20 protein-coding genes and 1 riboswitch are annotated in these 24,260 nt (G+C 60.4%); of the genes, 9 read left to right on the top strand and 11 right to left on the bottom strand.

Annotation, left to right across the window (positions count from 1 at the left end; genetic code table 11):
* Positions 1-33 precede the first annotated feature (33 nt).
* Both E8K79_RS16495 and E8K79_RS16490 read right to left on the bottom strand, forming a co-directional pair.
* Positions 34-3,636 (bottom strand): hypothetical protein, encoded by a 3,603-nt coding sequence (locus tag E8K79_RS16495; RefSeq protein WP_136515694.1) that lies wholly within the window; start codon positions 3,634-3,636, stop codon positions 34-36.
* An 86-nt stretch (positions 3,637-3,722) separates the two neighbouring features.
* Positions 3,723-4,136 (bottom strand): hypothetical protein, encoded by a 414-nt coding sequence (locus tag E8K79_RS16490; RefSeq protein ID WP_136515693.1) that lies wholly within the window; start codon positions 4,134-4,136, stop codon positions 3,723-3,725.
* Positions 4,137-4,377: 241 nt separating this feature from the next.
* On the opposite strand from E8K79_RS16490, the gene E8K79_RS16485 reads away from it, so the two are divergent.
* The 3 genes from E8K79_RS16485 to E8K79_RS16475 all read left to right on the top strand — a co-directional run bounded on the left by E8K79_RS16485 (position 4,378) and on the right by E8K79_RS16475 (position 10,860).
* Positions 4,378-6,147 carry a sulfatase-like hydrolase/transferase gene (locus E8K79_RS16485; RefSeq protein ID WP_162604695.1) on the top strand — a complete coding sequence of 590 codons (1,770 nt, stop codon included), beginning with the start codon at positions 4,378-4,380 and terminating at the stop codon, positions 6,145-6,147.
* A gap of 128 nt (positions 6,148-6,275) precedes the next feature.
* Positions 6,276-8,858, top strand: a complete 2,583-nt coding sequence (locus E8K79_RS16480; protein ID WP_136515691.1) for a sigma 54-interacting transcriptional regulator — start codon at positions 6,276-6,278, stop codon at positions 8,856-8,858.
* A 436-nt stretch (positions 8,859-9,294) separates the two neighbouring features.
* Complete coding sequence (locus E8K79_RS16475; RefSeq protein ID WP_136515690.1) at positions 9,295-10,860, top strand: DUF6538 domain-containing protein; 1,566 nt, start codon at positions 9,295-9,297, stop codon at positions 10,858-10,860.
* A 400-nt stretch (positions 10,861-11,260) separates the two neighbouring features.
* Here E8K79_RS16475 and E8K79_RS16470 read toward each other — a convergent pair whose 3' ends face one another.
* Both E8K79_RS16470 and E8K79_RS16465 read right to left on the bottom strand, forming a co-directional pair.
* The gene (locus E8K79_RS16470) at positions 11,261-11,524 is read right to left on the bottom strand and encodes a DUF6953 family protein (RefSeq protein WP_136515689.1); all 264 of its coding nucleotides are present in this window, start codon (positions 11,522-11,524) and stop codon (positions 11,261-11,263) included.
* Positions 11,525-11,551: 27 nt separating this feature from the next.
* Positions 11,552-11,725 carry a YodC family protein gene (locus E8K79_RS16465; RefSeq protein ID WP_136515688.1) on the bottom strand — a complete coding sequence of 58 codons (174 nt, stop codon included), beginning with the start codon at positions 11,723-11,725 and terminating at the stop codon, positions 11,552-11,554.
* Positions 11,726-12,009: 284 nt separating this feature from the next.
* On the opposite strand from E8K79_RS16465, the gene E8K79_RS16460 reads away from it, so the two are divergent.
* From E8K79_RS16460 to E8K79_RS16450, 3 genes are all read left to right on the top strand, one after another.
* Complete coding sequence (locus E8K79_RS16460) at positions 12,010-12,588, top strand: recombinase family protein (protein WP_136515687.1); 579 nt, start codon at positions 12,010-12,012, stop codon at positions 12,586-12,588.
* A 309-nt stretch (positions 12,589-12,897) separates the two neighbouring features.
* Positions 12,898-13,431 carry a hypothetical protein gene (locus E8K79_RS16455; protein ID WP_136515686.1) on the top strand — a complete coding sequence of 178 codons (534 nt, stop codon included), beginning with the start codon at positions 12,898-12,900 and terminating at the stop codon, positions 13,429-13,431.
* 53 nt (positions 13,432-13,484) lie between these two features.
* Positions 13,485-14,204 carry a hypothetical protein gene (locus E8K79_RS16450; protein ID WP_198419837.1) on the top strand — a complete coding sequence of 240 codons (720 nt, stop codon included), beginning with the start codon at positions 13,485-13,487 and terminating at the stop codon, positions 14,202-14,204.
* Between the two features lie 1,063 nt (positions 14,205-15,267).
* Here the strand turns inward: E8K79_RS16450 and E8K79_RS16445 are convergent.
* The 6 genes from E8K79_RS16445 to E8K79_RS16420 form a co-directional block, all read right to left on the bottom strand.
* Complete coding sequence (locus tag E8K79_RS16445) at positions 15,268-15,453, bottom strand: hypothetical protein (RefSeq protein ID WP_136515685.1); 186 nt, start codon at positions 15,451-15,453, stop codon at positions 15,268-15,270.
* Positions 15,446-15,655: a hypothetical protein gene (locus E8K79_RS16440; RefSeq protein WP_136515684.1), complete on the bottom strand. Its 210-nt coding sequence runs from the start codon at positions 15,653-15,655 to the stop codon at positions 15,446-15,448. Before E8K79_RS16440 ends, E8K79_RS16445 begins: the two co-directional genes overlap by 8 nt.
* A gap of 129 nt (positions 15,656-15,784) precedes the next feature.
* Positions 15,785-15,988, bottom strand: a complete 204-nt coding sequence (locus E8K79_RS16435) for a hypothetical protein (RefSeq protein WP_136515683.1) — start codon at positions 15,986-15,988, stop codon at positions 15,785-15,787.
* Positions 15,985-16,266, bottom strand: coding sequence for a hypothetical protein (locus tag E8K79_RS16430; RefSeq protein WP_136515682.1), 282 nt, complete (start codon positions 16,264-16,266; stop codon positions 15,985-15,987). Before E8K79_RS16430 ends, E8K79_RS16435 begins: the two co-directional genes overlap by 4 nt.
* Before the next feature lie 140 nt (positions 16,267-16,406).
* Positions 16,407-16,691, bottom strand: a complete 285-nt coding sequence (locus E8K79_RS16425) for a hypothetical protein (RefSeq protein ID WP_136515681.1) — start codon at positions 16,689-16,691, stop codon at positions 16,407-16,409.
* A complete protein-coding gene (locus E8K79_RS16420; RefSeq protein ID WP_136515680.1) occupies positions 16,688-17,671 on the bottom strand; it encodes a replication initiation factor domain-containing protein in 984 nt (327 codons plus the stop codon). Before E8K79_RS16420 ends, E8K79_RS16425 begins: the two co-directional genes overlap by 4 nt.
* 469 nt (positions 17,672-18,140) lie before the next feature.
* Positions 18,141-18,310: riboswitch (M-box (ykoK) riboswitch) on the top strand.
* 393 nt (positions 18,311-18,703) lie between these two features.
* Here E8K79_RS16420 and mgtA point away from each other — a divergent pair.
* The 3 genes from mgtA to E8K79_RS16405 are packed head-to-tail and all read left to right on the top strand — an operon-like array spanning position 18,704 to position 22,783.
* Positions 18,704-21,385: a magnesium-translocating P-type ATPase gene (gene mgtA / locus E8K79_RS16415; RefSeq protein ID WP_136515679.1), complete on the top strand. Its 2,682-nt coding sequence runs from the start codon at positions 18,704-18,706 to the stop codon at positions 21,383-21,385.
* A 2-nt stretch (positions 21,386-21,387) separates the two neighbouring features.
* Entirely contained in the window at positions 21,388-22,179 is a 792-nt protein-coding gene (locus E8K79_RS16410; RefSeq protein WP_136515678.1) for a PTS sugar transporter subunit IIA, read from the top strand.
* Positions 22,180-22,192: 13 nt separating this feature from the next.
* Positions 22,193-22,783 carry a DUF4337 domain-containing protein gene (locus E8K79_RS16405; RefSeq protein ID WP_136515677.1) on the top strand — a complete coding sequence of 197 codons (591 nt, stop codon included), beginning with the start codon at positions 22,193-22,195 and terminating at the stop codon, positions 22,781-22,783.
* On the opposite strand, the gene E8K79_RS16400 is transcribed toward E8K79_RS16405, so the two are convergent.
* Positions 22,755-24,254, bottom strand: a complete 1,500-nt coding sequence (locus tag E8K79_RS16400; protein WP_136515676.1) for a hypothetical protein — start codon at positions 24,252-24,254, stop codon at positions 22,755-22,757. The two genes, E8K79_RS16405 and E8K79_RS16400, sit on opposite strands and share 29 nt — an antisense overlap.
* Positions 24,255-24,260 lie beyond the last annotated feature (6 nt).

Raw genomic sequence — 24,260 nt, 5'->3', positions numbered from 1 at the left:
GTAGAACGTAGAACGCAGAACGTAGAACGTGTTTCATTCCACATGTTTTCTCCTTTTCAGGGACAGCTTCCCCTTTTCGTCGACGACAAGGGTGTCGGAGCGGACCAGGTCGAGGAGCAGTTGGGAGCTCCTTATCGCCTGGATCAGGCTTTTCAGCTCGTTGTCTATCGGCAGCTCGGAAAGACGCAGACGGTCGATCCTCGGGATGGCGACGTCCACCCCCTTCACGGCAAGCTCCCCTTCGCAGTCGAGCGCACCGTCCACGGCGCTCACCCGGACCCCCTTCAGATCGGCCATCTTGAGCGCCTTTCGCTGCGCTACGATCTTCTCGTTTCTCTGGTACGGATCGACGGCGAAAAGGGCACGGTCCAGGACCCGCGAACTGAAGTGGCGCAGGTTCAAGTTCATACGCATCCCTTCCAAAAGCGCCCTCTTCTCGGTGGCAAGCGGCGCGGAAAGGCTCAACTCGCCGGTCAGCTCTCCCTCGCCTCCGGGACGAAGGGACCCGGCAGCAGGGAAGAGAAGCACCGGATCGAGGCGCGAGAAGTTGCAGTAGGTTGAAAGAACGGGGGTCGCCCCAGTGAGGTCGATCATGCCCCGGGCACGCACCGTCCCCCCGGCGAACTCCGCCTGGAAGAAGGAGAGACCAAGCGATTCGGGCTCCAGGAGGAGGTCGGCCTCGAGGGCTCTCACGGCAAGCGGCAGGGCGCCGGACCTGAAGGAGGCGCTGCGGACACCGATCTTACGTGGACCGCTGCTTTCGCCGCGCAGGTCCTGGTAGATCCGGTTCGCGAGATCGGAGTTCGCCACGGTGAACGGGGCAACCGGAGCGGGACGCACGAGTGCTGTGGAGAGGGGCTCCCACGTCTCCCCCTTTCCTTGCGCCAGCGCATAGGTCCGGTCGAGCACGAGGTCGGCGCGCATGCCGTCCGCCCCCACCCCCTTGCCGTCGGCAACGCCCAAGTCGCGGCACTTGCCGTAGCCGCGCACCTTCAATTCCCTGGCCGCGGTCAGATCGACACGCGCGCCTACGGCGACGTTGCCGGCGAGGCGCCATCCCGCGATGACCTGCTTCGCCTCTGGGGGGAAGTTCCCCTCCAGGTGGGCGAACATGGTGGCGTCGAGACGCTTCAACATGGTTGCCGTGTCGAGCTTCAGCTCGCGCTCATCCATGAGCGCGTCGAGGCGCCCAACGGTGAGTTCGGCCACCTGGGAAAGGCCGAGCGACGCCACGGTCAGTTCCTCGGTCAGGCGAAGCTCCTTCCAACCGGAGAGTTCACCCTGCAGCTTGAGTGCGCCGGATTGCAAAGGGAGCGTAGCCGCCGTGCCGGTAAGCCCCTCGAGTGCCGCGAAGCGCACCCCGCCATCGATGGCGAGGGGAAGATCGGCGCGGGGCACGGAAAAGCGCAGTTGCGGCGCCGTACTTAACCCCTTGATCCGATACCCTCCCTGCGCGGCGGGAAGCTTCAGGTCCATATCGTTCAGCTTCACGGTCAGCTCGCCGCGCTCCAGCAGGGCGACGCCCCCCTTCGCCTTGCGCAGCGGGTTCGTCTCCGCGGAAGCCTGCGCGAGCGGCAGCGGCAGGGCCAGGTCCCACGCGGCGGAGGCGAGCCCGGCCGCGTCGAAGCCGGCGGGGAGGAAGGGGGCGGCAACCGGCATGAGGCGGCGCAGGTCGATGTGCGCCTCCCCCTTGGTCGCAGCGAGTTGCCTCCCCTCTCCGGTGAGCGCTCCTTGGGCGGTGAGGGTAAGCGCGTCCGACGCGGCCAGGGTGAAGTGCGCCTGCGCCACCGTCGGGCTCCCCTTCCCCTTGGCCGGCAGATGCACCCCTTCCGCGGCGAGACGCGCGGCAAAGGGGCGCAGCGTGACGACGCGCTCCCCCTGGCGCGCCCGCAGCGACGCAGCCTCGAGATTTAAAAGCGGAAGCGCCGCGTCCACGGCGCCGCCAGAAAGCACGCGCCCCTTGAGCGAGACCTCCTCGCGCAGCCTCTCGAACGCCAGTTCCTCCCCCACGGCCAGGCGTTCGATGCCCAGGCTTTGGGTAACGTCCGCGACGGCGCGCTTTCCCTTCAGGTCGATGCCGGAGAGGTTCAGCGCCACCCGCCCCCGCATCCCTTGCGCGCGCAGAGGCTTCTTCCCCGCCACCTCGAGGTTTGCGGCCGAAAGGGATAGTTCAGCGGCGGCCCGCACCGGCGCCATCTTTTTAAGCGGCAGGACGGCCCGGTCGAGGGAAAGCGCGATTCCTTCCCCCTGCACCGCACCGGCGGGAAGCTTTAGGGAAAGGCGCGGCAGGGCCAGAGCCAGCCCGGACACCGCCACCTCGCCGTCGTTCTCCGGCCCCTTGAGGCGGGCGGTGAGCCTTGCAAGGGTCGCACTCCCGGTCAGGTCCTTGATCGGCAGTCCCTTCCCGAGGAATGGAGCGGCGAGGGCGGCGGCGCGGGAAAGTTCCAGGCGCACTCCGGAAAGCTCGGCGGAGACGGCGCGGGACTTTTCGGTAGGACGGTCGACGACTGCGTTCCAGGATGCGGTGAGCAATCCTGGGCTCGCGAGGCTCCCCTCGCTGAAGGTCACCTGCTGGCGCTTGTAATCACTCTTCAGTTTCTGGCGCAAACGAAGGTCGAGAGGCGCCACCTTCCCCCTTTTCCCCGGGAGCCGGCTTACGGACAGGCGCTCGCCGTCGAGCGCAAGTGCCAGGCGCAGGTCCCCCGCCTGGTCGGTCTCCCCATCGAGGGCCACCAGGAGGGCGCCTCCAAGCTCCGGCAGAGGCTTCTTCGCCAAAGGCGTCGCAAGTTTCATCACCTCGGCAAGGGAAAGGTGCAGCCTAGCCTTCAGCCCCTCCGGGCGGGACACGCCCCCTTTCACGTCGAAATCTGCACCGGGAAGGCCAGCCTGCACCGCGAAGAGCGCCGCGGACGGCTTGATGCGATGTGCCGCGGTAACGAGATCGGCGACGCGCGCCTTGAGGCGAACCGGCTGGGCTTTGCCGCCGTCGACAGCCACCTCTCCGGTGAGCGACGCCGTGGCCGGCAACGTGGAAAGCGAGGGGACCGCGAGCCCGAAGGCGAAGTTATTCATGAGGAGCTCGCGCTTGGAAGGCGGGTCGGCGTAACGCAGCGTCATCGGGGCCGCGTCGACCATCGCCCGCACCTCGACCGGAAGCGGCCACTCCATGGTGTGGAACTTCTGCACCCCTTCCGCGATCCGCGTGAGCGGGTCCGCCAGCTTCTCCTGGGGCTTTTGCGGCCCAGGGGCGAGGTCCGCATCGAGCTTCGCGAGCTTCACCTCGAGGCTCACGCGCCAGCGCCCGGAGCTCTCCTCGCGGGAAAGGCCGGGAACGATCTTCAGCTCTTTGAGTGCGGCATGCAGCAGCGGGGGCGGCCCTTCGCCCAGGTTAAGGCCGGAGATCGCGATGCCGCGGGACCAGGAAGCGGTGAGATCATCCCAGGATATGGGACGTTTGAGGGCCTTGGAGATACCGAGTCTCAGCAGGGATTGCACCGGCGAGGTGGAGATAAGGGTCGGCAGGGACACCACGAGCAGCGCCAGAAGGAGGAGTCCGGCCAGCGCCACTGCGCTCCCGACCAGGAGAACGCGTCTGAGGCGGATGGTGCTGATGTAGGCGAGGAGACGAGGGCGCATCGGTCAGGGTCCCGGGAGGTCCAGCGGAAGTTGCGAGGCAATTTCTCTTATCATCTCCAACTTTTAAAGTCAAACGACGCGGGCCCTCAGCGCAGGAGCCGGTGGCAGATGCCGCAGAGCTGGTCGCCCGCCCGTATCAGGTGTGGCGCGGGTTGCGTGAGATCATGGCAGGAGAGGCAGGTGATCTTGCCGTCCTCGAGAATGCATCCCGCGGCAAGAACCTCGGCCGCCGACGCGTACTCCATCTCTTTCCCAAGCGGGGGGTAGCGGTGCATGAGCGAATGGTCGTTGGTGTAGAGACAGTGGTCGTCAAGACATATGGCAACCGGATGCGTCGACCCTTCAGAGTGACAGGCGATGCACTCCTGCATGGTGAGGATGCCGCTGGCGCTGGTCAGGTGGTCGAGGTTCGCCTCCCCCATGCGCAAAAAGAGGAAGCCGCCGATGGCGACAACGATGGTCAATAACAGCCACACCCGTATCTTCCCTGAGCCGGACATATCCCCCTCCTCATGGAAGTGGTCTGAGCCGGTAACCAGCTTTCATGCCATGAGCTGCCTGGTAATTTCGTGACTTGTAAAGTCTAGCACGACAGTTATGACAGACAACGATGCGGCCAACGATTCCTTTGACAGAAAAGAGCCATGGCAGAGCCTCAGGCACTCCACTCATGGGCATCCATTACTGCTTTTAAGAGTAGCCCTCTTCTGCTACAGTGAGTCGCCACGCACGGGAGAGAGTATGAGCAGCAATCAGGAACATAATAAGGGTGCGGCAGTGACCGGCCGTGCCCCAGCAGTTTGCCCACCCGTATCCCGTTTGCATGCCCTGCGCCCTGCATTGCGCGATCTGACGGTCGTCTATCTCCTCTTCTTCTGCCCAAATCTCATCTACAGCCTGCATAACCACCACTTCGACCTGGCCGGACAGGGGATGCAGCTCCTCGTCAACGGCGTCGTAGCCACCCTTCCCTACCTAAGCCCCGCATTACTCGTCCTGGCGCTTGCCCCGGGGAAGTGGGGACGCACTCTGGTCGCGGCGCAATCAATCATGGTCGCCCTCCTGGCATGGGTGGGGGTGGCACACCTCATCATCTACGGCCACGGCATCGGCCCGGCGAGCGTCTACGTGGCGCTCAGCTCCAACCCGGCCGAGGCGAGCGAATACCTCTCGCTCTACGGCAGCGTGCGTGTCTTCGCCTGGCTCGCGCTGCTTTTGGGGCTGCAGGCGGTAACATGCGTCTTCCTGTTCTCCCAGCGGCGCGCCTTCCATGGCAGGCGCGCCGCCACGGTGCTTGCCGCCTTTTTTCTCGCCCCGCTTTCCTGTCTCGTATGGGGAGACCGCAGCGCCGGAGCGGGGAGCGACAACTTCGCTCTGGTCTACGCCAACGCGGCGTGGGCCTACCGGCTCGACGAGATGAGGGCGAGGAAACTCCGGGCGAGCGCCGGAGAAACGCAGCCGGTGCGGGTGACGCGAACCGCCCGCGCGCCGCAAGGGGTCCCGGAGACTTATGTCCTCGTCATCGGCGAATCGACCAGCCGAGCTCACATGGGGCTTTACGGCTACAGGCGCGACACGAACCCGCTGCTGGGATCCCTGGTGGGCGAGCTGACCCTCTTCGACAACATGGTGTCTGCCGACATGCTGACAAGCCTCTGCCTGCAAAAGCTCCTGACCCCGGCGAACACACGGGAGCCGGGCAGGGTTTTCGAACCGCACATGCTAGACGTGGTGAAGGCGGGAGGATTCAGGAGCTACTGGCTTTCCAACCAGCGCATCGAGGGGAGCGGCGAGATCTGGAACAAATATTTCAGCGAGAGCGCCGACGTCCGTTTCCTCACCGACACGAGCGCCATAGTCGACGCGAGAACGAGCTACGACGAGACACTGCTCAAACCGTTCGCCAAGGTGGTCAACGACGGGGGAAAAAAGAAGTTCATCGTGCTGCACCTAATGGGAGCGCACCTCAATGCGCGCATGCGCTATCCCGAGCGCTTCCAACGTTTCACCCATAGCGCCGCCGACCGGTGGGTGACGCGGCACAAGCGCAAAGGGGAAACCTACGACTACATAGATTGGTACGACAACGCGGTGCTCTACAACGACTACGTGGTCCACAGCATCATCAACATCCTGAAACAGGGAAACGGCGCGAGGCTCATGCTCTACCTGTCGGATCACGGCGAAGAGGTAGGGGACAGGGACGACTTCATCGGGCGCGGCGGCGGGAGCACCAGCAACAGGTTCGAGATCCCGTTCATCGTTTGGATGTCCCCCGAGTACGCCGCCGCGCGGCCGGAACTGGTCCAGGAGCTCCCGCACGCGGCGCGGCGCCCCTGCCAGGTGAACGGTTTCATCCACACCCTCATGGATTTCACGGGGGTCTGGACTGACGCCTACGACCCGGCGAGAAGCGTAGTCAGCCCCAGCTACGCCGCGGGGGCGCGCCTGGTCGACGGAGCCGATTACGAGACCATGCGCGCGGCGACAAAAGCTGCACAGCGGGAATGACGCACGTATACACCCCCGCAACGCTGCGGACGGTATACGTTTTAGACACCCAGACGTCTTTTACGCTACCATCGTAACCCTCTTCGGCCGCTCCTTCGGGAGAACCAACGGCCGAAGCCGGGAGAGCGATGGCGCAGATCAGTTGTGACACGATATCGGGGATACGCCTTTTCAACGGACTGGAGCAGAAAGAACTGCACCAAGTGGCCGGGCGCCTCGAGCTGCGCCAGTTCGCCGCCGACGAGATCATCCTCTCGAGGAACGAGCCGGCGATGGAGCTCTACGTGATCCTCTCGGGGCGCATCCGGGTGGAGCTTTTGGACCGCTCCGGGCAGATCCTGAACCTCACCGAACTGGGGATCGGCAACGTGATCGGCGAACGCGCCATCCTGACCGACGAGAAGCGCTCCGCCGACGTGCGCGCCATCACCGAGGTGCAGGCGGCACGGCTCACCCGGCAGGACTTCGAGGAGCTCCTCGAGTGCATGCCGCTTCTCTACGCCAACATGAGCCGCATCCTCGCGGCGCAGCTCGGGAGCTGGGCGCACCGCCACCAGCGCGAGGAGAGCGAGCACCGCGAGGTGATCACCAACATCATCGGCTGGCAGCTCCTTCCGGAATTCGGGGAGTTCCCCGGCATCTCCCCCTGGGTCCGCCTGCTCAACAAACGCCTCGAGCACCTGGCCGGTACCAGGAGCCACGTCCTCATCTTAGGCGAGCCCGGCACCTGGAAGGACCTGGCCGCCCGCCTGATCCACTTCCACAGCGACGACAACCGCCCCGTCCTCTTCCTCGACTGCGCCGCGCCGCCGCCGGTTTTGGGGGAGGAGTGCGCCGCGAGCGAATCGGCGGCACAGAGCTCGCTCCTGCTCGGTCTCGCTCAGGAGGCGGCGCTCTTCGGCCACGCCCCGGAGGGGGCGATGTACGCGCGCCGGGTGCGGCGCGGCATGATCGAGCTTGCCGCCGGCGGCGACATGATCCTCAGAAACATCGACTGCCTCACCCCCGCGGTGCAGGAGGAACTGGTCGAGTTCATGGAGTCCGGCCACTTCACGCGCCGCGGCGAGACGAAGCTTAGAAGCGGAGAGGTGCGCATCATCGCGACGAGCGGCAAGCCGCTCGCCCCCATGGTCGACAACGGCAAGTTCAACGCGGTCCTCTTCAAGAAGCTCTCGGGCGAAACGGTGGAGTTGGCACCGCTAAGGGAACGCAAGAAGGACATCCCGGTCATAGCGAGGAGCCTTCTCAAGTCCCTGAACGCGAAGCACCACAAAAACGTGCGCCGCCTTTCCCAGGACGCCCTGAACCGCCTGGTGGACCACGACTGGCCCCTGAACGCGAGCGAGCTGTACCAGGTCGTCTCGCGCGCCGTGGTGGTGTGCAACGACGACGAGATCCACCCCGAACACATCTCCCTGCAGGGGCACCCCTTCGGCGACGGGCACTTCGACCTCCTCACCCTCCCGGCGGTGGAGCGCCTCGCGCGCAACCCGCGCTTCCCGCGCCTTTTGCGCTATGTCACCGTGCCGCTCTTTCTGGCGGTGACGCTCTACACCCTCTTCGGGCCTCCTCTTAACAACGCGGCGAACCTCGCCGCCTGGACCATAGGGTGGCCGGCGCTCCTCGTCACCGCCTTTCTCTTTGCCCGCGGCTGGTGCAGCTTCTGCCCCATGGAGGCGATCGGCGAGTATATCGGGGTGTCGAGCCGGGTGGTGCGCGACCCGGCCCCCTGGTTGCGTCGCTGGGGCCCCACCCTCTCCTTCGTGGCGCTCGTCCTGATACTTCTGGCCGAGCAGGCGACCGGGATGTTCACCTATGCCGGCGCGACCGGACTTCTCCTTTTTGGCATCCTCTGCGCCACGGTAAGCGCCGACCTCGTCATCGGGCGCCGCGGCTGGTGCAAGTTTCTCTGCCCCTTAGGGCGCATCGTGAGCCTCGTCTCGCGCATCTCCCCCCTTGAGATGCACAGTAACCACAACGTCTGCCTGAGCCGCTGCCGGGTCGACGACTGCATCAAGGAAAAGGGTTGCCCGATGGGTCTGCACCCTTCCGGGGTCGACAGCTCGGACCATTGCGTCCTCTGCCTGAACTGCGTGCGAAGCTGTCCGCACCACTCCATGCAGCTCGACCTGAGAAACCCGACCTGGGGCGGGTTCAACCGCGCCCGGCGCGGCCTGCGCGAGGCTTTCTTTAGCACCACCCTGGTCGGCGTGGTCATCGCCGCGAAGGGGACCCCGCTCGCCGCCGGCCGCCACATCGAGATCTTCTCGCGCACCCTCTGGAGCGTCACCGATTACCTGGTCGCCCTCGCCATCGTAGCCGGCTTCACCCTCCTCACCATGCTCGCGTCGGCGACGGTGCGCGGAACCGGGTGGCGCCAGGTCTTCACCACGAGCGGGCTCGCCTACCTGCCGCTTGCCGCGGCCGGGCTCTTCCTCATCTTCTTCCGCGCCCTGGTCGAGGGGGGCGCTGCACTCGTGCCGCTCATGATCGACGCCCTGGGCCTCGACGGCCGGCTCGACGCGGCGCGGCTCACCCCCGAGTTCGGCACGCTGCGCCTGCTCATCTACCCGCTCATCGTGTTAGCTGCGCTCTTCTCGCTCAAGATCCTCGGCAAGCTGCAGCGCCAGGACGGTCTCCCCGGCGGTGCGCTTGCCGGTCACCGCGTCCTGATCGTCGCCGCGGCGACGGTTTTCGTGGCGATCCTGTAGCGCTTCCAGCCCCCCTCCCGGGAGGTTCTTCAGGCAATGTTTCGAAGCGGTGAGCATGGCGTCACGTCCCCCCCTTTGCGAAGGGGGGCAAGGGGGGATTTGCCTTGGTCTGAGTGTTCAATCGATTAGAGCCAGAGATGAAAAGCAAATCCCCCCCGTCCCCCCTTTGCGAAGGGGGGAGCTTTAAGGCCACCGTTCTCAGCGATAGTGGACACGGGCTGCAACCGGACCCCTCTGGGTGAAAGGCGGTAACTGTCGCCATCCCCGACGATAACGGGTTGACAATTTTCCCGACAGGGTATAAACAGACAGAGTTCCTCGTTAGAATAGAATTTTTTCCTTCCTAACCACGCGGAATCATTGAGGGTCGAAACGGTGATTCAGCTCCAATTCCTGGCTTGGTACAAAACTTTGTACAAAGTGAGGAATACGGATCGTGACCTATCTGACCAAAATCAACCGTACCTACTACCTCCGTCTGGTAGTCCCTCCCGACTTACAACTCTACTTCCGAACACGCGAGATTAAGCGAAGCCTGCGGACCCGCTGCCTAGCCGACGCACGGAAACTGCTGTACCCGGCGCTGGCAGACATCCAGGAGCAGTTCCGTGAACTCAGAGGTAAACGAATGTACACCCCGCCAACTATCACAACCGAGGCCGTAGCCATTTTCCGCCGTTTGCACCCTGGCTGCCAAACCCACATCAACGCAACGACTACTCACAGTTTTGGCCCCGGCTGGGTTATAGAGCAGGAGACGGGAATCACGCCCCACCCTGATCTGGTTGCGATCCAGGAACGGCTTGACGAGGGGTGGAAGCTGACTGAGCAAGATGAATGGGAGTTCGTGGGGGTGCAGAGTGTACAAGTGCCACCTGCGATACTGGCCCCGGCGCAGAGGGTGGAGCCTGCTGCGGAACCTAAGCCTGTCGCACCTGCGCAGCCTCCCCAAGAGCAGTTGCTACTCAGCGAAGCGATAAGGCTGTACAATGCGCACCGTGAAGCGCCAGCCGACACTATACACTACCGGCCAATGGATGCTTCCACCCTCAACAGCGACAAGCAAGCTCTCAAGCAGCTAACTCGGTGGCTGGGTGGTAAGGATGTCCCAATAAACTCTCTGCTGGACTTGGATTACAAGCAACTCACGCTCTTCATGATGGAAGGAAAGGGCGGTAAAAAAGGCCTAGTCAAATCTTCTGCTGCTACAAGGCTTCGGTACCTCGGGTTCTTCTTCACCTTCCTGAAGGAGTTCAACTATATCGACAGGACACCCACTATCGTGGCCCCCAAGAAGTTTGGCAGGGAAAAAATTAAAACGGCCAACATCCCATACTCTTTTGACGAGCTGAACAAGTTTTTCAGCTATGTCACAAACAACAAGCCAAGCAAGATGAGTGATCGTCAAAGCCAACTTGAGCTAACTTATCTCATTTTGATGTTTCTTTACACTGGGTTTAGAGCTACAGAACAAACCTCTTTTACCAAGAATGAAATACATTCCGTCAGAGGTATCCAATATTTTGACTTCACACAACTCACCAAAGAGAACGTTGCAAGCATCAGGATGGTACCTGTTCATAGCAAGCTGATCGAACTTGGCTTTTTGGATTTTGCCAACAAGCAGGAAAAAAAGATTTTTCCAGTTGACATTTCAAATTACAGAACTAGGTATAATAAAATCCTGTATGAAACTGGGATTAAGACTATTCCTAGAAGCAAAACATTCCACGGGTGCAGGTCTACATTCGACATTAAGCTGCATGGAAGGGCTGAGGATTCAGTCAGAAGGACTTTGATGGGTCATGTAAAGGTAGGGATGGACACGGTATACCTGCACCAGCTCTTAGATGATATGCCGATGTACAAAGAGAGCATCGAAAAAATCGTCTATGAGCTTGACTTTGCCTCCATCAAGCAAGACCTACAGCAAGAGCTTGCGTATCTGTATCCCTCTGACGGCACCAAAGCTCGGAAGGGAACGAAGCACGGCGCGTCTTGAGACGCCGGTTACCGATCAGCCTACTTATATAAGATTGATGTCACCTTTCTTGGGTGAGCGCAGGGGGTAGCGCTTTTTGGAAGTCGATCTCATTTTGACCCCCGCCCCCACCTCTGAGGATCGCTTGTAGAGGGACTTTAGGGGCGGGGGGGAGGGGCAGGCCTGGGGGTAAAATGCACTTACTGTTCTTCGGGGTGTTGATCTTGATTCACGCCTGCGCTGCGGTCTGGTTTTACCGTCGCAGTCGGCATGTGGTCGGGGTGTTCAACCTTAGCTGTATCAGCTTGCAGGTGTACCTGCTGCTGATGAAGCCATAGAAATCAGAAGGGCCGCTCCTAGATCAGGGAGCGGCCCTTCTTTCATCCTTCCAGCATTTGTCCTGAGATGATGTCGTATCCTTCTAGTCTGCTTTCCTCCCTGCTGGGTCACCTTTTTGTCTCAGTCGCCAGTAACGGTCTCCACCTTCCCACATTACTTGGCCTTCAGTCAGTTTCCTGAACTCTTTTAAGACCTTGGGGTGAATTACCGTATTGCCACTCTGGTTTTCACAAACAAAGTCTTGTCCGAACTTTCTCTCAATTTGATCAACAGCATCTTCTTGATATAGTTCGTTACTTTTCTTGAACTCAGCAAGCATCCATTCTGCAACATCTTTAGGTGTCATAAGCCTGTCTCCGTGCCCTTTACGTTCTTATTTGTCGAGAACAATTTTCCTGAGAGAGACACACGGGAAGTTACCAGATTCTAGTTTTTTCCCGGCAAACCACTGGCATCGAACAGTATTATTGTCAAAGACAACGGATATTGTCATTACTGGACCATCTGATACAAGCTGCACCGTTTCACCCACATTGAACTGTTCCATGGTGACTCCTTTTTAGATATTCATAAGTAGATGCCCATTCATACTCCCTTATTTGAAAAATGTAAACCCGAAAAAGTAACGCAAACAGCTGTCTAGGCACTGTGCCTTGGAGCGGGGGTGTCATAAACTGCCCAAACATTAACCGGGCGGAGCATCAATAGGGCGTGCTCCCGTGATAGGCTCAAAAAATATCAAAACCACCTATCAATAGGATTGACCTTGGCATTTTGATCGTATATTATCAAAACATTTTAAACGTCATTGATAGTACGAGGAGGGGCAAGATGGAAAAGCACAAGAAGGGTCAGGTGATCGGATACGCCAGGGTAAGTTCGACGGACCAGAAGTTAGACGTGCAACTCGACCAGCTCAAAGCACTAGGAGTAGACAAGGTGTATGCTGAGAAGGCGAGTGGTGCCGATGCTGAACGTGTTGAGCTTGCCGCCCTCCTGGACTACGTGCGAGAGGGTGACACAGTGGTTGCCTGCAAGCTCGACAGGATCGCCAGGAGCACCGCGCACCTTCTCTCCATCGTGGAGATGCTTAACAAGAAGGGCGTTGCACTCCGGGTGCTGAACATCGACCTGGACACCAGCACCCCCACCGGCAAGCTCATGTTGACCATGCTTGGCGCTATCGCTACGTTTGAGCGGGAGATGATGTTGGAGCGGCAGGCCGACGGGATCGCCAAGGCGAAGGAGGCCGGGAAGTACCTGGGGCGCAAGCCTACCGCCAAAGCGAAGAGCGCGGAGGTGATGGCACTCTTGGGCCAGGGTAAGACAAAGGAGGCGGTTGCTACAGAGCTGGGTATCGGGGTTGCCTCCGTCTACCGGATCGCCAAGGAGCACAAAGCAGGCAAGTAGGATTGAGGGCCAGGGGTAATCACCGGCCCTTTTGCTATCTGAGACGCACCAGGAGGCTCTACAAGGGACGATCTCCCGCCAAGGCAGGCGGGAGGTATGGGCAAAACCGACAGGGGGCATTTTGGGGGCTTCATTAGAATTTACTTGACATTCATTAAAATCCGGGGTATAATCGGGGAAGTTCCGTTAGGAACGACCCTATATCCCTACACCTACCGGAGAAGCATACGGCTACCCTACCGCCTTCCTGCTGCGAGTAGCAGCTACCCTGCTAAGCCCAGCCACTGAAACACGCAAAGCCGCGCCAGAATGACCGAGCGCGGCTTTGCCGTATCCCCTCCCCCTGCAGCCTACACTGCGCCCCACGTACCCTACACAGCCTGTCTCAAGGTAGGTAGAGAACCCACCTTCCGCAACTGGGACGGGGAAGGCTCCCTGGTCGACTTCGTGATAGGCCTGAACCTCCACCGTCGACACCTCACCGACGATCAGAAGAGCGCCGTCGCGTTCGACATGATTCCGCTGAAGCAGGCAGAGGCGAAGGAGAGGCAGCGGGAGGCGGGTATTGAGAGAGCGGCCAGTGCCGAACGCGACGGTACGGGCCAGCTTGTGACCAAACGTACACAAGCTGGTGACGAGCAAACACCTCTTGATCGCGCCCCCACCACCCGCAAGATCGTGGCCGATGCCATAGGGATCAGCGAGCGGAAGGTCCAAGACATCATCAATATCGCTAAGGAAGCACCTGAGAAGGTGGAGGAGATCAAGCAGGGGAAGGCGACGGTTAAGGAAGTGATGCGGGAGGTGGAGCAGGTTTCTCTGGATTCTAAGAAATCTTTATGACATATTGATTCCCTGCTGAGTTCATTCTAATGACTATTCGGAGGGAGCAGTAAATGGTGAAGTGGCTTGCAATGTTGCTATGTGTCGTAAGTATGACTGGGTGTGCAATCAATCTGCCTTTCAACAACCGCCTGGACTACTCAAGAGTCAGTGAAGCAAAGAGGCTTGCTTCACCGAAGACAACGCCTGTTGCGCTAGAGTGGGTTCCGGTAACCTTCCCCACCAGGATCGACATTCAAGGCGCATCGGGGTTTGTAGGGGGTGGTTCCAACACTCGGATACCTACGGGTGTGGCTCTGTCCAACCGCATCCTGGAGGCCCTGGACGTTTCAGTTGGCATTGACCCCGCGTCCAAACATTTACTGGAAATGAACATCCTCAACGCTGAGACCAAATTCGAGTATTCAGCCGGGATGAGCAACATCACGCCGGGCATTGATTACGGCTGGTGTAGCCTGGACATAGAATTTGACTATGACGGCAGCGTATGGAGCGAGAAGTTCGTCTCGGAGGAGAAAGACCCAACTATCGGGGCTTCAAGCCAGACAGCGTTGCTGGATAAGGTCTGGGACAACATCGCATTGCAGGTAGCAAAGAATGTGAACACTAAAGTTGCCGAGCTGCCAAGACAGGAGAACTACAGAGAGTCGGAGCAATACCGGCGCAAGAAGGTAGAGAGGCTGCAGAAGATAGCCGCAGAAGAGACGGAAAAAGCTAGGCTGAAGAAAGAGGCAGAAGAGGCGTTTGCGAGGGCTGCAAGAGGTCGTTACTAGCCCAACGAAATACGAAAGCCGCGCCCGATCACCGAGCGCGGCTTTCGATTACCGGTCCAGCTACCTACGACCCGGAAGCCAGGGAGCATCCGTCACACAGACCAATCTGCATGTTGTTCCACTGGTCGAATGGCAGTTCGCTGATAGCATCCTGGATGTGCTCCGGTAGATTCTCCACGTTGTTCCTGCACCCATCACAAAAGTCCACTCCCATCGAAGCTCCTCCTCATGAAGTCATTGCATGGGCGGAAGCTAACATGCACGGCGTTCAGCGTCAATAAGTATTTTACTTCAACAACTTAGCTTTCCAGGTGTGCATGATTATGCAGAGGTGGAAACGTAACCCAACCGGCTTCTGCCGCTCCTCCCACACACACAGGTGGTGGGCTTGACGGCTACGGCAGGGAGCGCTGCGGATGCTGCAGGTTTGGGTGGGGTGTGAGAGCTGGGACCGGAGCCGGGGCTATAGATCGCAGCGGTCGAGCGGGTCAGGGTCAAAGCATCCGTCAAATTGGGGGCTGTATTCGGTGCGGGGAGCCTTACGGCGTTGCCTCAGCTTAGCCGTGCTGATGTAGCTGAGGGGTGACGGCATCCATGTGCCACAGTAGCGACATTGGCCGGTTTTCTGGATCGCACTTGGGCGGTGACAGTAGCTGCAGGTGCCGGGAGCATCGGCAACCTTACATTCAATCTGCCGGGGCTTTCTATAGATATGGTCTGTGTTCATTGTCTTCCTAGTCGGTAAATTAAAAATAGTACAGGTGCTGCTATGCCCCTGGGCGAGAAATGCCACTGTAGGGCGAATTTGGAAGCCTCAGCTAAGGCTCCGCTGTCACTGCATAAGGGGTGAGGCCGCGCAACCGCAGCCATGCCCTTGTGATGGCTTCGGCAACAGTAGGAGATGCTGCCGGGATCGTGGCGCGGCGGGTGATGGTCTTGCCGCGCTGATGGAATGAGTAGTGGACAACGTGTAGTTGCAAGGTTCCTCCTGGAACGCAAGAAACCGCCCTTTGCGGGGGCGGCTCCTGGTGTAGGTCTGGTTGGGCTGGGCTGAGTTGTGTGGCTAGGCGGGGCCAATGCAGACCACGTAGCAGTCTTCATACTCACGGCCAAACTTCTGGCGCAACATACCAACTACCGCTGCACCGGCCCTATCTGGATCGTCGGCGGGAACGCCGATTGTGCCGCGCTCGGTGCTGCCATTGGTAAGTTCAACTTTCCATGCATACATAAGCTGCTGCTTAGGCATTGGACACCTCCAGGGGAAGCAGGGTTACACGATAGAGTTTGCCGCTGATGTATCGGACTTCGGCAATCTTGAACCGGGAGCCGTTCTCGTCGGTGACGAGTTTGCCGGGGTCCACGTAATCCATCTCGGATTCGGTGTAGAGGGTGACAGGGTGGGCGGATGCTTCGGTGATGATGCAACCGGATGTGGTGCTATACGTCATGAGGGTATCTTCCTTTGTGTGTTTTAGTCGCGGGTGCTGTGTCTGAGCAGCACCCGCATTTGGGAGAACCCCAGCATTGGCCCGGCTGGGACGGGAGTGGCCCCGGAACGGAGAAACCGGGGAGCTACGTTAGGCATACTGAGCTAGGAGGGTCAGGGCTTTCACTTGCTCGGAAAGAACGTGGACCGCCACCATTGTGTCGGCAAGCTCTGAGCCATAGGCTCTAGTTGCGTCTAGGATCGCGGTCTTGATTTGAAACGAGGAGTGGTCGGGGTAATCACCTTTGACTCGCTCGTAGATGGCTACGACAAAGGCTTCGAGAGCGGGACTCATGCTGCCCTCCGCTCTGCGATAGCTTCTTTGATCGCTGCAGTAACCAACCTGGTCGTGAGACTGAAGGCTTCACGGAAGAGTTGCTTGTGTTGGGGGTCGCTGAAGGACTGAAGGTTCTCAGCGAACTGCTGCTTCAGGGTGGCGCTGGTCACACCGTCATTAACCAGCATTTTGATGATTAAGCCGGTGCCCCTGCTGACGGCATCGTTTGCCGCAGGATCGCCCTTGTGGGCGCTGGTGAGTTCGTTGTGAAGGGAATCGAGTTCTGCATACGTCATTAGTTTTGTCTCCTTGGCACCGTCCCTACCGGGACGCTGCTGCCCCCTGCGGGGGCTATGAATTTGGGATTTTTCTGAAATGGTTCTAAAGCCGCGTGGGCCGTGGGTTTGCGGGTAGTTTTCTGTCTTCACACCCCTACCTATAAGAGAGGTACTAGCGTTGCCTCATGCCGGGCCTTTTTGCTGCCGTAGCGGCAGGGCATACGGCGTACCTCCTTCACAGCGTACTGCGCACCATCGAGTCGGTCGGTGATGATGTCGCCGGGAGCCGGTGCCAGGTCGGCAGCGAAGATGTAGGCGATGCACTCAGGAGCTGGGAAAGTGTTCTGAATGTATGCCGGGTAGAAGTGCCCGTTTCGCTCATTGAAGAGCCTCCCGGTGCGGTTGACGGTTCGAGTGAGCGGTCTTAGAAGATCGCGGTTCATGCTGCTACTGCCTCCAGTGATGTGAGTTTGCTGAGCATCTGTGAGAAGTACGCCGGTATTTTATCGTTGCCGAGGTGTTCGCTGAGAGTGGTGCTGAAAGCCCACATGATGTCTTTGTAGTCGTGTTCGATGAGTCGGTTCCGCACAGAGGCCTTGAAGGCGTCGAGCTGTCTGTCTTTGTCTGGCTCACTGCGTGGAACCGTCAACCTCAGTTTCTCGGTTGCTCCTAAGTAGCGCTGCCAGTCTGGGCACACCTTCCGGCGCGTGTTGTTCCTGTCTGTGTCCTTCAGGCTTTTGAACTCGACCATTCCGGCGATGAGAGCAGCGGCAAGTGCTCCAGGGTCTTCACCGGAGCACCAGCGCTTGAAGGCTGCATTTGCGATTTCCTTGGAGAGCTGCACTTCGAGCCGCAGGTAACTGAGAGGGTAATCAAAAGTCCGGTCCTGGGCCGATTTAAGCCCCTTCTCGTAGATGCACAGCCTCTGTGGCTTCGTTCCGAAGTAGATGGTCCTGGGGGCACCTTCGGTGCTACCCGGCCAAACTACAACCTTGTGCTTCGATGTGAAGTAGTGGCGGTCAACCTGACGCTTGAGCTTGTCGAACTTCAGTATCTCACCTGCATCGTCGTTGTAGATGTCGAAGTCGCAGGCACTGACGTTATGGGTGAGGCAAAAACCCTTGATGCGGTCTTCACTCACTACACCATAGTCAAAGGCTGAACCTTTGATCTCTAGGTGAACTGTGTTGTCGTTGTTCTTGGTTCTGCCCTCTGTGTAGAGGAATATCTTGTTTTTGTAGGAGTAGCAGGCTGAGTAGTAGCGCTCATACGCTCTTGTCTTTGCCGTGGCGTAGAAATCTGAGAACTTCAGGCCGAAGAGGCCGTCTAGGATTTGATCTATGCTTAGCGGGTCGAAGCTGTCTATCACTCCGTCGATGGTGAGGTTTACTCCATGTACTCCTGTGGTTGGTCTTGTAGCCATGCTGCGAGTGCTCCATGTATTTTGAAAAAAACTCCCTACACTTTTTTATATACACAGAAGCGGTTAATTTTTATCAGGCCTGGAGTAAATTTTTTTCTACATAGGGTTTTGTAAGGCAGGGGGTGGGGGTGAATCTCCCGCTGTAGCTGGGTATACTTGTCAACCAACATGCCAGACTTGGTTGACAAGCCTATCCAGCCACAGTTCCGAAGACCGCACGCCTTACCTGAGGTGTCTACCCCCTGATTATTTCTAGTTGGACAGTACCAGTGGCGGGTAATGCCCGAACTGGAGCTGGTTCGCAGGAGCTGCCCTTAGAGGTGATTCCCCCTGATACCGCTACGCGCGCACTCAGACTCCAATGAAAAGGCTTGCAAATGCCCTTTAAAGCTGGTACAAATTTTTGGACAAATAGCTAGGAATGCGGCGCCACAAAAACGACGCACTTTCACCTACTTATAAGATTCATCAAGTTCCTCGTTAAGATGAGGCGTTTGCACAAACACAGGCTACTGCCCGGAAACGTCGAAAGACGCCAATGGGTAGACCAGGTATTGCCGGATTAAGGCTCTACTTAAGGTAGCTGGTCCCTTGCGACCTACGTTGTGCACTGCCGAAAACCGACGAGTGGGGAACCGTGAGGCACATTCAGGCCCGGGTTCTCCCGTGGCCTTTTTTCGTTTCCGCACATCACACAGAAAGGTGGTGGTTTTTCACATTGGACAGTCATAGTAGCGAATATCCGTTACCCATCCCGTTCCCGCGGCGATAACCCCCTTCAAAGCCTTCCTCCTTCCCTGCCCGCTTTGATCCGGTTCCGCCCCCAGGAACGGGACTCGATAAGCAGCGGGGAGTCTTCCACACGAACTCCCTTTTGATGCAAGCACCGACCGGCTTACGCAGGGCGCTCTACGCCCGTGGCGCATCCGGCGTCGTATTGCGGTCACACGCGCCGTCGCAGCACCGGTCCGTCCGGCTGCGGATGTGGTACGCTTTGGCCGCACGCAAGGTTGCCGTACAGGAGAAGGCAGGATGTTCATCGTTTCCAATATACCGGGAGGGCGTTCGACAAAGCAGACGCCCGCCCAGCGCCATCAGGCGCACAAAACGGCGTCGCAAGGGGAAAGCGAGCGCCGCCTGGTGGAGCTTTGCTCCATCTCGGTGCGCGACGCGCTGAAAGAGCTCGACACGAAGGCGAAGGAGGGGCTCTCCGCCGAGGAGGCCGAAAAACGCCTCGACGAGTACGGCGCCAACGAACTCGCCCACGCAAGACGCCTCACCGTGCTCGCCGACCTCCTCGAGCGCTGCAAGAGCCCGCTCGTAATCCAGCTCCTCGTCATCGCCATCATCTCCGGCATCGTCGGCGAGACCAAGTCGGCCCTCATCGTGAGCGCCATGATCATCCTGAGCGTCGGCCTCTCCTTCATCCTGGACCGCCGCTCCGGCCAGGCGGTCGAGGCGCTCGGCAAGAGGGTTCAGTCGCGCACCCTCGTGCTGCGTGACGGCGAGGAGACCGAGATCCGCATCAGCGACGTGGTCCCGGGCGACATCGTGCTCCTCATGGCGGGCTCCATCATCCCCGCCGACGTGAGGCTCCTCTCCGCCAAGGACTTCTTCGTGAGCCAGTCCGCGCTCACCGGCGAGTCGATGCCGGTGGAAAAAAGCGCCATGGTCGACAAGGAGCACGACACCGGGCTCTCCGCCTGGGAACTCCCGAACGCCTGCTACTTGGGCTCCAGCGTGAACAGCGGCTCGGCGCGCGCCGTCGTCGTCAACACAGGCGTCAGGACCCTCTTCGGCTCCATCTCCGCCTCGCTTGCCGAAAAGCCGGAGGATACGAGCTTCGACAAGGGGACCCGCTCCTTCACCTGGCTCATGATCCGCTTCATGCTGGTGATGACCGCGGCGGTCTTCATGATCGTCGGCATGACCAAGGGGAACTGGGTCGATGCCCTCCTCTTCGGCCTCTCCATCGCCGTCGGCCTCACCCCCGAGATGCTCCCGATGATCGTCACGGTGAACCTCGCCAAGGGCGCGCTCACCATGGCGGCCAAGAAGGTGATCATCAAGCGGCTCCCCTCGATCCAGAATTTCGGCGCCATCGACATCCTCTGCACCGACAAGACCGGCACGCTGACCCAGGACCAGGTCGTCCTCGAGAAGTACGTCGACCTGACCGGCCGCACCAGCGAAGACGTCCTCACCTACGCCTACCTGAACAGCCACTACCAGACGGGCTTAAGAAACCTGATCGACCGCGCCATCCTCGACCACACCGAGATGAACGTCCAGCTCTGCCGCCTGGTGGACGAGCTCCCCTTCGACTTCCAGCGCCGCCGCATGTCGGTCGTCGTCGACTTCGAGGGTGACCACGTGCTCATCTGCAAGGGGGCGGTGGAGGAGATCTACGAGTGCTGCAGCCACTACCAGATCGGCGAGGAGGTCTTCCCCCTGTTCGACATGATCCGGGACAACCTCTTCGAGGAGGTGGAACGGCACAACCGCGACGGCTTCCGCGTGCTCGCCATCGCCTACCGCGAGTTCCCGCGCGAGAAGCCCCAGTTCGAGGTGAAGGACGAGTCGCGCATGATCCTCTTGGGGTTCATCGCCTTCTTCGATCCACCGAAGGCGCAGGCGAGCGAGGCGCTCGCCCTCTTGCAGGAGGCGGGTGTGCGCGTGAAGGTGCTCACCGGCGACAACGGGCTCGTGACGAAGAAGGTCTGCAGCAACGTGGGACTGAAGGCGGAGGGGATGCTGACCGGTGCGGAGCTTGCGCGCCTGGACGACGAGGAGTTCACGCGGGTGGTCCGCGAGGTGGACGTCTTCGTGAAGCTCTCCCCGGCCCAGAAGGAACAGATCGTGCGCAGCCTGCGCGACAGCGGCCACGTGGTCGGCTTTTTGGGGGACGGCATCAACGACGCCCCGGCGCTTAAGGCCGCCGACGTCGGCATCTCGGTCGACTCCGGGGTCGACGTCGCCAAGGAGACCGCCGACATCGTGCTCCTGGAAAAGAGCCTTCTCGTCCTCGAAGAGGGGATCATGGAGGGGCGCCGCGTCTTCGCGAACATCATCAAGTACATCCGGATGGGGTCCTCCTCCAACTTCGGCAACATGTTCTCGGTGATCGGGGCGAGCTACCTGCTTCCCTTCCTCCCGATGCTGCCGGTGCAGATCCTCGCCAACAACCTCCTCTACGACTTCTCCCAGACCGGGATACCGACCGACCGGGTCGACGAGGAACTGGTGGCGAAGCCGCTTAAGTGGAACATCGGCAACATCAAGCGCTTCATGTTCTGCATAGGCCCGATAAGCTCGCTCTTCGACTACGCTACCTTCGCGCTCATGTGGTATGTCTTTGGCTGCGCCGCCTACAACGCCCCCGGCGTCACCGCGTTGCAGCAGGACGGGCTTGCGCGGCTCTTCCAGACCGGCTGGTTCGTGGAGTCGCTGCTCACCCAGACCCTGATCGTGCACATCATAAGGACCCGGCGCATACCGTTCTTCGGCAGCTCGGCCTCGCTTCCGATGACCCTCACCACGCTGGCGATCATGGGGATCGGCGCCTGGCTCCCCTACTCCCCCTTCGCGGGGGCGCTGAGCCTCGTGCCGCTGCCGCCGGTGTACTGGGTCTATATCGTCGCGTTCCTTCTGACCTATTCCATCCTTACCCACTTCGTGAAGACCTGGTTCTTCAAACGCTTTGGAGGTGACTGATCATGGACAGCCTGCTCGACGCACTACAGGAAGGGCGTCTCCTCGAGATCCCGGACGATTACGACAAGGAGGACGCGCTCCGCTTCCTCGCCCACATCCTGGAGGCGGTGCCGTCGCTTCCCGCCGACACCGACGTGGCCGGGCTCATCCTCGCCAAGGAGGCGGCCTCGAAGACCGCCCTCGGCAAGGGGTGGGCCTGCCCCGACGCCCGCGTCCCCTTCGACGAGGACCTGATCTGCGTCGTCGGCTGGAGTCCCAAGGGGATCGACTACGGCACCCCGGACGGAAAACCGGTGAAGGTGATCGCCATGTACCTCGTCCCGGAGAACCAGCGCAGCAACTACCTGCGCGAGATCTCCCTCCTGGCGAAGGCGCTCGAGATCTACCCGGAGATCGAGCGGCTGAACGCGGCCGACAGCCTGAACGACATCCGCGACCACCTGCTCGACCTGATCAGCACCACGAGGGGGACGGTCGGCCCCGACTCCCGCGCCAGGATGATCCGCCTGCAGGGGAAAGCGGCCGCCGTGGAGCCGGTCCCCCAGGACCTCGCGAACCTGCTCGTCGAGCCCGTCACCATCCTCGTGGGCACCGGGCTCTCCCCGGTGGTACTCGGACACGACCAGGCGCTCGTTGAGCTCCTCGAGGGGCATCCCGGGCTCGCCGAGGAGGCGACGGCGCACAGCTCCTTCAACGTCGGCGGATGGCGCATCGTGAAGCGCAAGGACGCCTCCTTCACCGGCGAACGCCTGCTCATCGACTGCCTGGCACTGAGGACTTCGGGAGGGAAGTAAGGAGAGGATTGCCATGACGGAAGCAAACGATCTGCAGCAGCGCCTCGATTCGTCCGAGGAGAGAAACGCGCTCAACAACAAGGTCGCCGTGGCGGTCGCCATCATCTCGGTCTTCATGGCGGTGTCCAAGGTGAAGGACGACAACATCGTCCAGGCGATGCTGCAGGCTAAATCGGACCAGGTGGACACCTGGAACGAATACCAGGCGAAGAAGCTCAAACAGCACCTTGCCGAACTCGGGCTGAACCAGGTGGTGGCGATCGGCGCGCTGGCGCCGCGGGAGAGCTCTCCCGCGCTCGAGCGGCAGAAGAAGGAGTACGGCGACAACATCGCGCGCTACAAGGTGGAAGAGGAGAAGCTCGCCGCCCAAGCGAACGGACTCGGCAAGCAGTACGACGACTTGAACTACCGTGACGACCAGTTCGACCTCTCCGACGCGACGCTCGCGGTATCGCTCGCCATGCTCGCCATCGCCTCGCTCACCCAGAAAAAAAAGCTCCTGTACCTGGCGCTCGCCATCGCGGGGTTCGGGATCGTCATGGGTGTCGCAGGCTTGGCCGGCCTGCCGCTGCACCCTACCGCGCTGGTGCGCGCCCTCTCCTAGCACCGTCCCCCTCGATCGCGGCGAAGAGTTCTGAGACCACCTTGGAGAGATGGCACCCCGACAGGAGTGCCGCGTAGGACGCGTCGTCGGTGATGATCCGCTTCCTGAGCGGGCGATGCTCGCTCTCCGAAAGCAACTCCTCGAGCGTCGCCTTGATGCTTTTGCCCCGCGGCGGGACCTCGATGCCGCGCCCGCAGCCGGAGTCGTCCAGGGCGGTCACGTACCAAAGTCTTAGCGGCGCGAGGCTCGGGTCCGCCTCGATGTGGCCACTCGCCCGCACGTATTCGAGCACCTTCTGGGCAAGCTGCAGCTTCGCCATCTCGTAGCACGACTCATCAACGATGTTGCCGTGCTCAAAGAAGGGGATCACGTGCAGCCACGGCTCGCTGCGCACCTGCTCCGTCCCCGGTTTCTGCTCCCGCCCCACCACGAAGAGCGCCCATACGTAAGCGGTGTAGAAGAGCCGCGAACTAGCCGGGTTCCCCACCACGCTGTGCCCCTCGTACTCCAGGATGAAGGCCTCGCGGTCCGGGTTCAAAAGCTCCTGCTGCGCTCCGCAGATCTCCCCCTGGAAAAAGCTGCTCGGGGGCCAGAGCTTGCCGGTTACGCTCGCGTGCAGGGCCGGGTGCGCCGTGCCGGTTTGCGCCGCCGCCGCTTTTCTCAGGTCGGAGAGGAGCTGGTCCTTTCTCTCGTCCCTTACCCTTACGCGCACCGAATTGTTCTCGTCGCCGAAGCCGTACTGCAACGTGATGGGCCCCTGCCACTGTTCGCAACTGCAGATCGGGACGCTTGGCCCCCACAAAAGCCAGAGGTTGAAGATGGTCATCTGCTGCGCCGAAAAGCCGCGGTGCGACATCCGGTCGTACGAGGAGATGATGGGATCCCAGTCGTCGGAGAAGCGCGACATGAGCCCGGCCAGGAGGTTCAAAGGCAGAAGAAAGCCGTGCTCGATCTTCACGCTGCAGAGAAAGGAGGCCTCCTCGTCGAGCGATAGGCGCAGTTGCGACACGGCGAGCAGGTACTGCTTGATCCCGTTCTTGGTGCTTTCATCGTTCAACCGGAAGACATCCACCACCTCGATCACCGGCTCGCGCTCCTTGATCTTCAAGGCGCCGAACTTGGCCCGGTTCGCCCGCCGCCACTCGGCGAGCTCGCGGCGGTAGGCCTCATCGTCGAACTGCAGCTGGTACCTCTTGGTTTTGGCGTCGAGATACCAGGTGGGCTCCTTGCGCGGCTTCGGGTGCAAAAGCCGGAGCTCAAGCCAAAGGCGCATCTGCCTTCTGAACATCGCCGGCTTGAAGGGCCAGGCCGAGTCCCAGCACGCCTTCAGCGTGTTCATGACGGGGAGGTTTTCCTCGGTGGAGAGGCAGCGCCAGACCAGGCGGACGGGGGGGAGGAAGAACCACAGCAGGTAGAAAAAGGCGGTGGCAACCGCGACGACAAAGGCGGCGATCTCCTGGTAGCTTTTCATAGGCGC

This window comes from Geomonas edaphica, from assembly GCF_004917075.1.
Taxonomy (GTDB): Bacteria; Desulfobacterota; Desulfuromonadia; order Geobacterales; family Geobacteraceae; genus Geomonas; species Geomonas edaphica.
Note: the sequence above shows the minus strand (reverse complement) of the source record. Positions and strands in the feature narration are given on the sequence as shown.

Coding starts and splice junctions, on each gene's coding strand:
- E8K79_RS16430 (WP_136515682.1), bottom strand. CDS start 16,266: ATGACGTATGCAGAACTCGATTCCCTTCACAACGAACTCACCAGCGCC.
- E8K79_RS16445 (WP_136515685.1), bottom strand. CDS start 15,453: ATGCCTAAGCAGCAGCTTATGTATGCATGGAAAGTTGAACTTACCAAT.
- E8K79_RS16450 (WP_198419837.1), top strand. CDS start 13,485: ATGGTGAAGTGGCTTGCAATGTTGCTATGTGTCGTAAGTATGACTGGG.
- E8K79_RS16405 (WP_136515677.1), top strand. CDS start 22,193: ATGACGGAAGCAAACGATCTGCAGCAGCGCCTCGATTCGTCCGAGGAG.
- E8K79_RS16490 (WP_136515693.1), bottom strand. CDS start 4,136: ATGTCCGGCTCAGGGAAGATACGGGTGTGGCTGTTATTGACCATCGTT.
- E8K79_RS16410 (WP_136515678.1), top strand. CDS start 21,388: ATGGACAGCCTGCTCGACGCACTACAGGAAGGGCGTCTCCTCGAGATC.
- E8K79_RS16480 (WP_136515691.1), top strand. CDS start 6,276: ATGGCGCAGATCAGTTGTGACACGATATCGGGGATACGCCTTTTCAAC.
- E8K79_RS16440 (WP_136515684.1), bottom strand. CDS start 15,655: ATGACGTATAGCACCACATCCGGTTGCATCATCACCGAAGCATCCGCC.
- E8K79_RS16435 (WP_136515683.1), bottom strand. CDS start 15,988: ATGAGTCCCGCTCTCGAAGCCTTTGTCGTAGCCATCTACGAGCGAGTC.
- E8K79_RS16465 (WP_136515688.1), bottom strand. CDS start 11,725: ATGGAACAGTTCAATGTGGGTGAAACGGTGCAGCTTGTATCAGATGGT.
- E8K79_RS16420 (WP_136515680.1), bottom strand. CDS start 17,671: ATGGCTACAAGACCAACCACAGGAGTACATGGAGTAAACCTCACCATC.
- E8K79_RS16455 (WP_136515686.1), top strand. CDS start 12,898: ATGACCGAGCGCGGCTTTGCCGTATCCCCTCCCCCTGCAGCCTACACT.
- E8K79_RS16425 (WP_136515681.1), bottom strand. CDS start 16,691: ATGAACCGCGATCTTCTAAGACCGCTCACTCGAACCGTCAACCGCACC.
- E8K79_RS16470 (WP_136515689.1), bottom strand. CDS start 11,524: ATGACACCTAAAGATGTTGCAGAATGGATGCTTGCTGAGTTCAAGAAA.
- E8K79_RS16400 (WP_136515676.1), bottom strand. CDS start 24,254: ATGAAAAGCTACCAGGAGATCGCCGCCTTTGTCGTCGCGGTTGCCACC.
- mgtA (WP_136515679.1), top strand. CDS start 18,704: ATGTTCATCGTTTCCAATATACCGGGAGGGCGTTCGACAAAGCAGACG.
- E8K79_RS16460 (WP_136515687.1), top strand. CDS start 12,010: ATGGAAAAGCACAAGAAGGGTCAGGTGATCGGATACGCCAGGGTAAGT.
- E8K79_RS16495 (WP_136515694.1), bottom strand. CDS start 3,636: ATGCGCCCTCGTCTCCTCGCCTACATCAGCACCATCCGCCTCAGACGC.
- E8K79_RS16485 (WP_162604695.1), top strand. CDS start 4,378: ATGAGCAGCAATCAGGAACATAATAAGGGTGCGGCAGTGACCGGCCGT.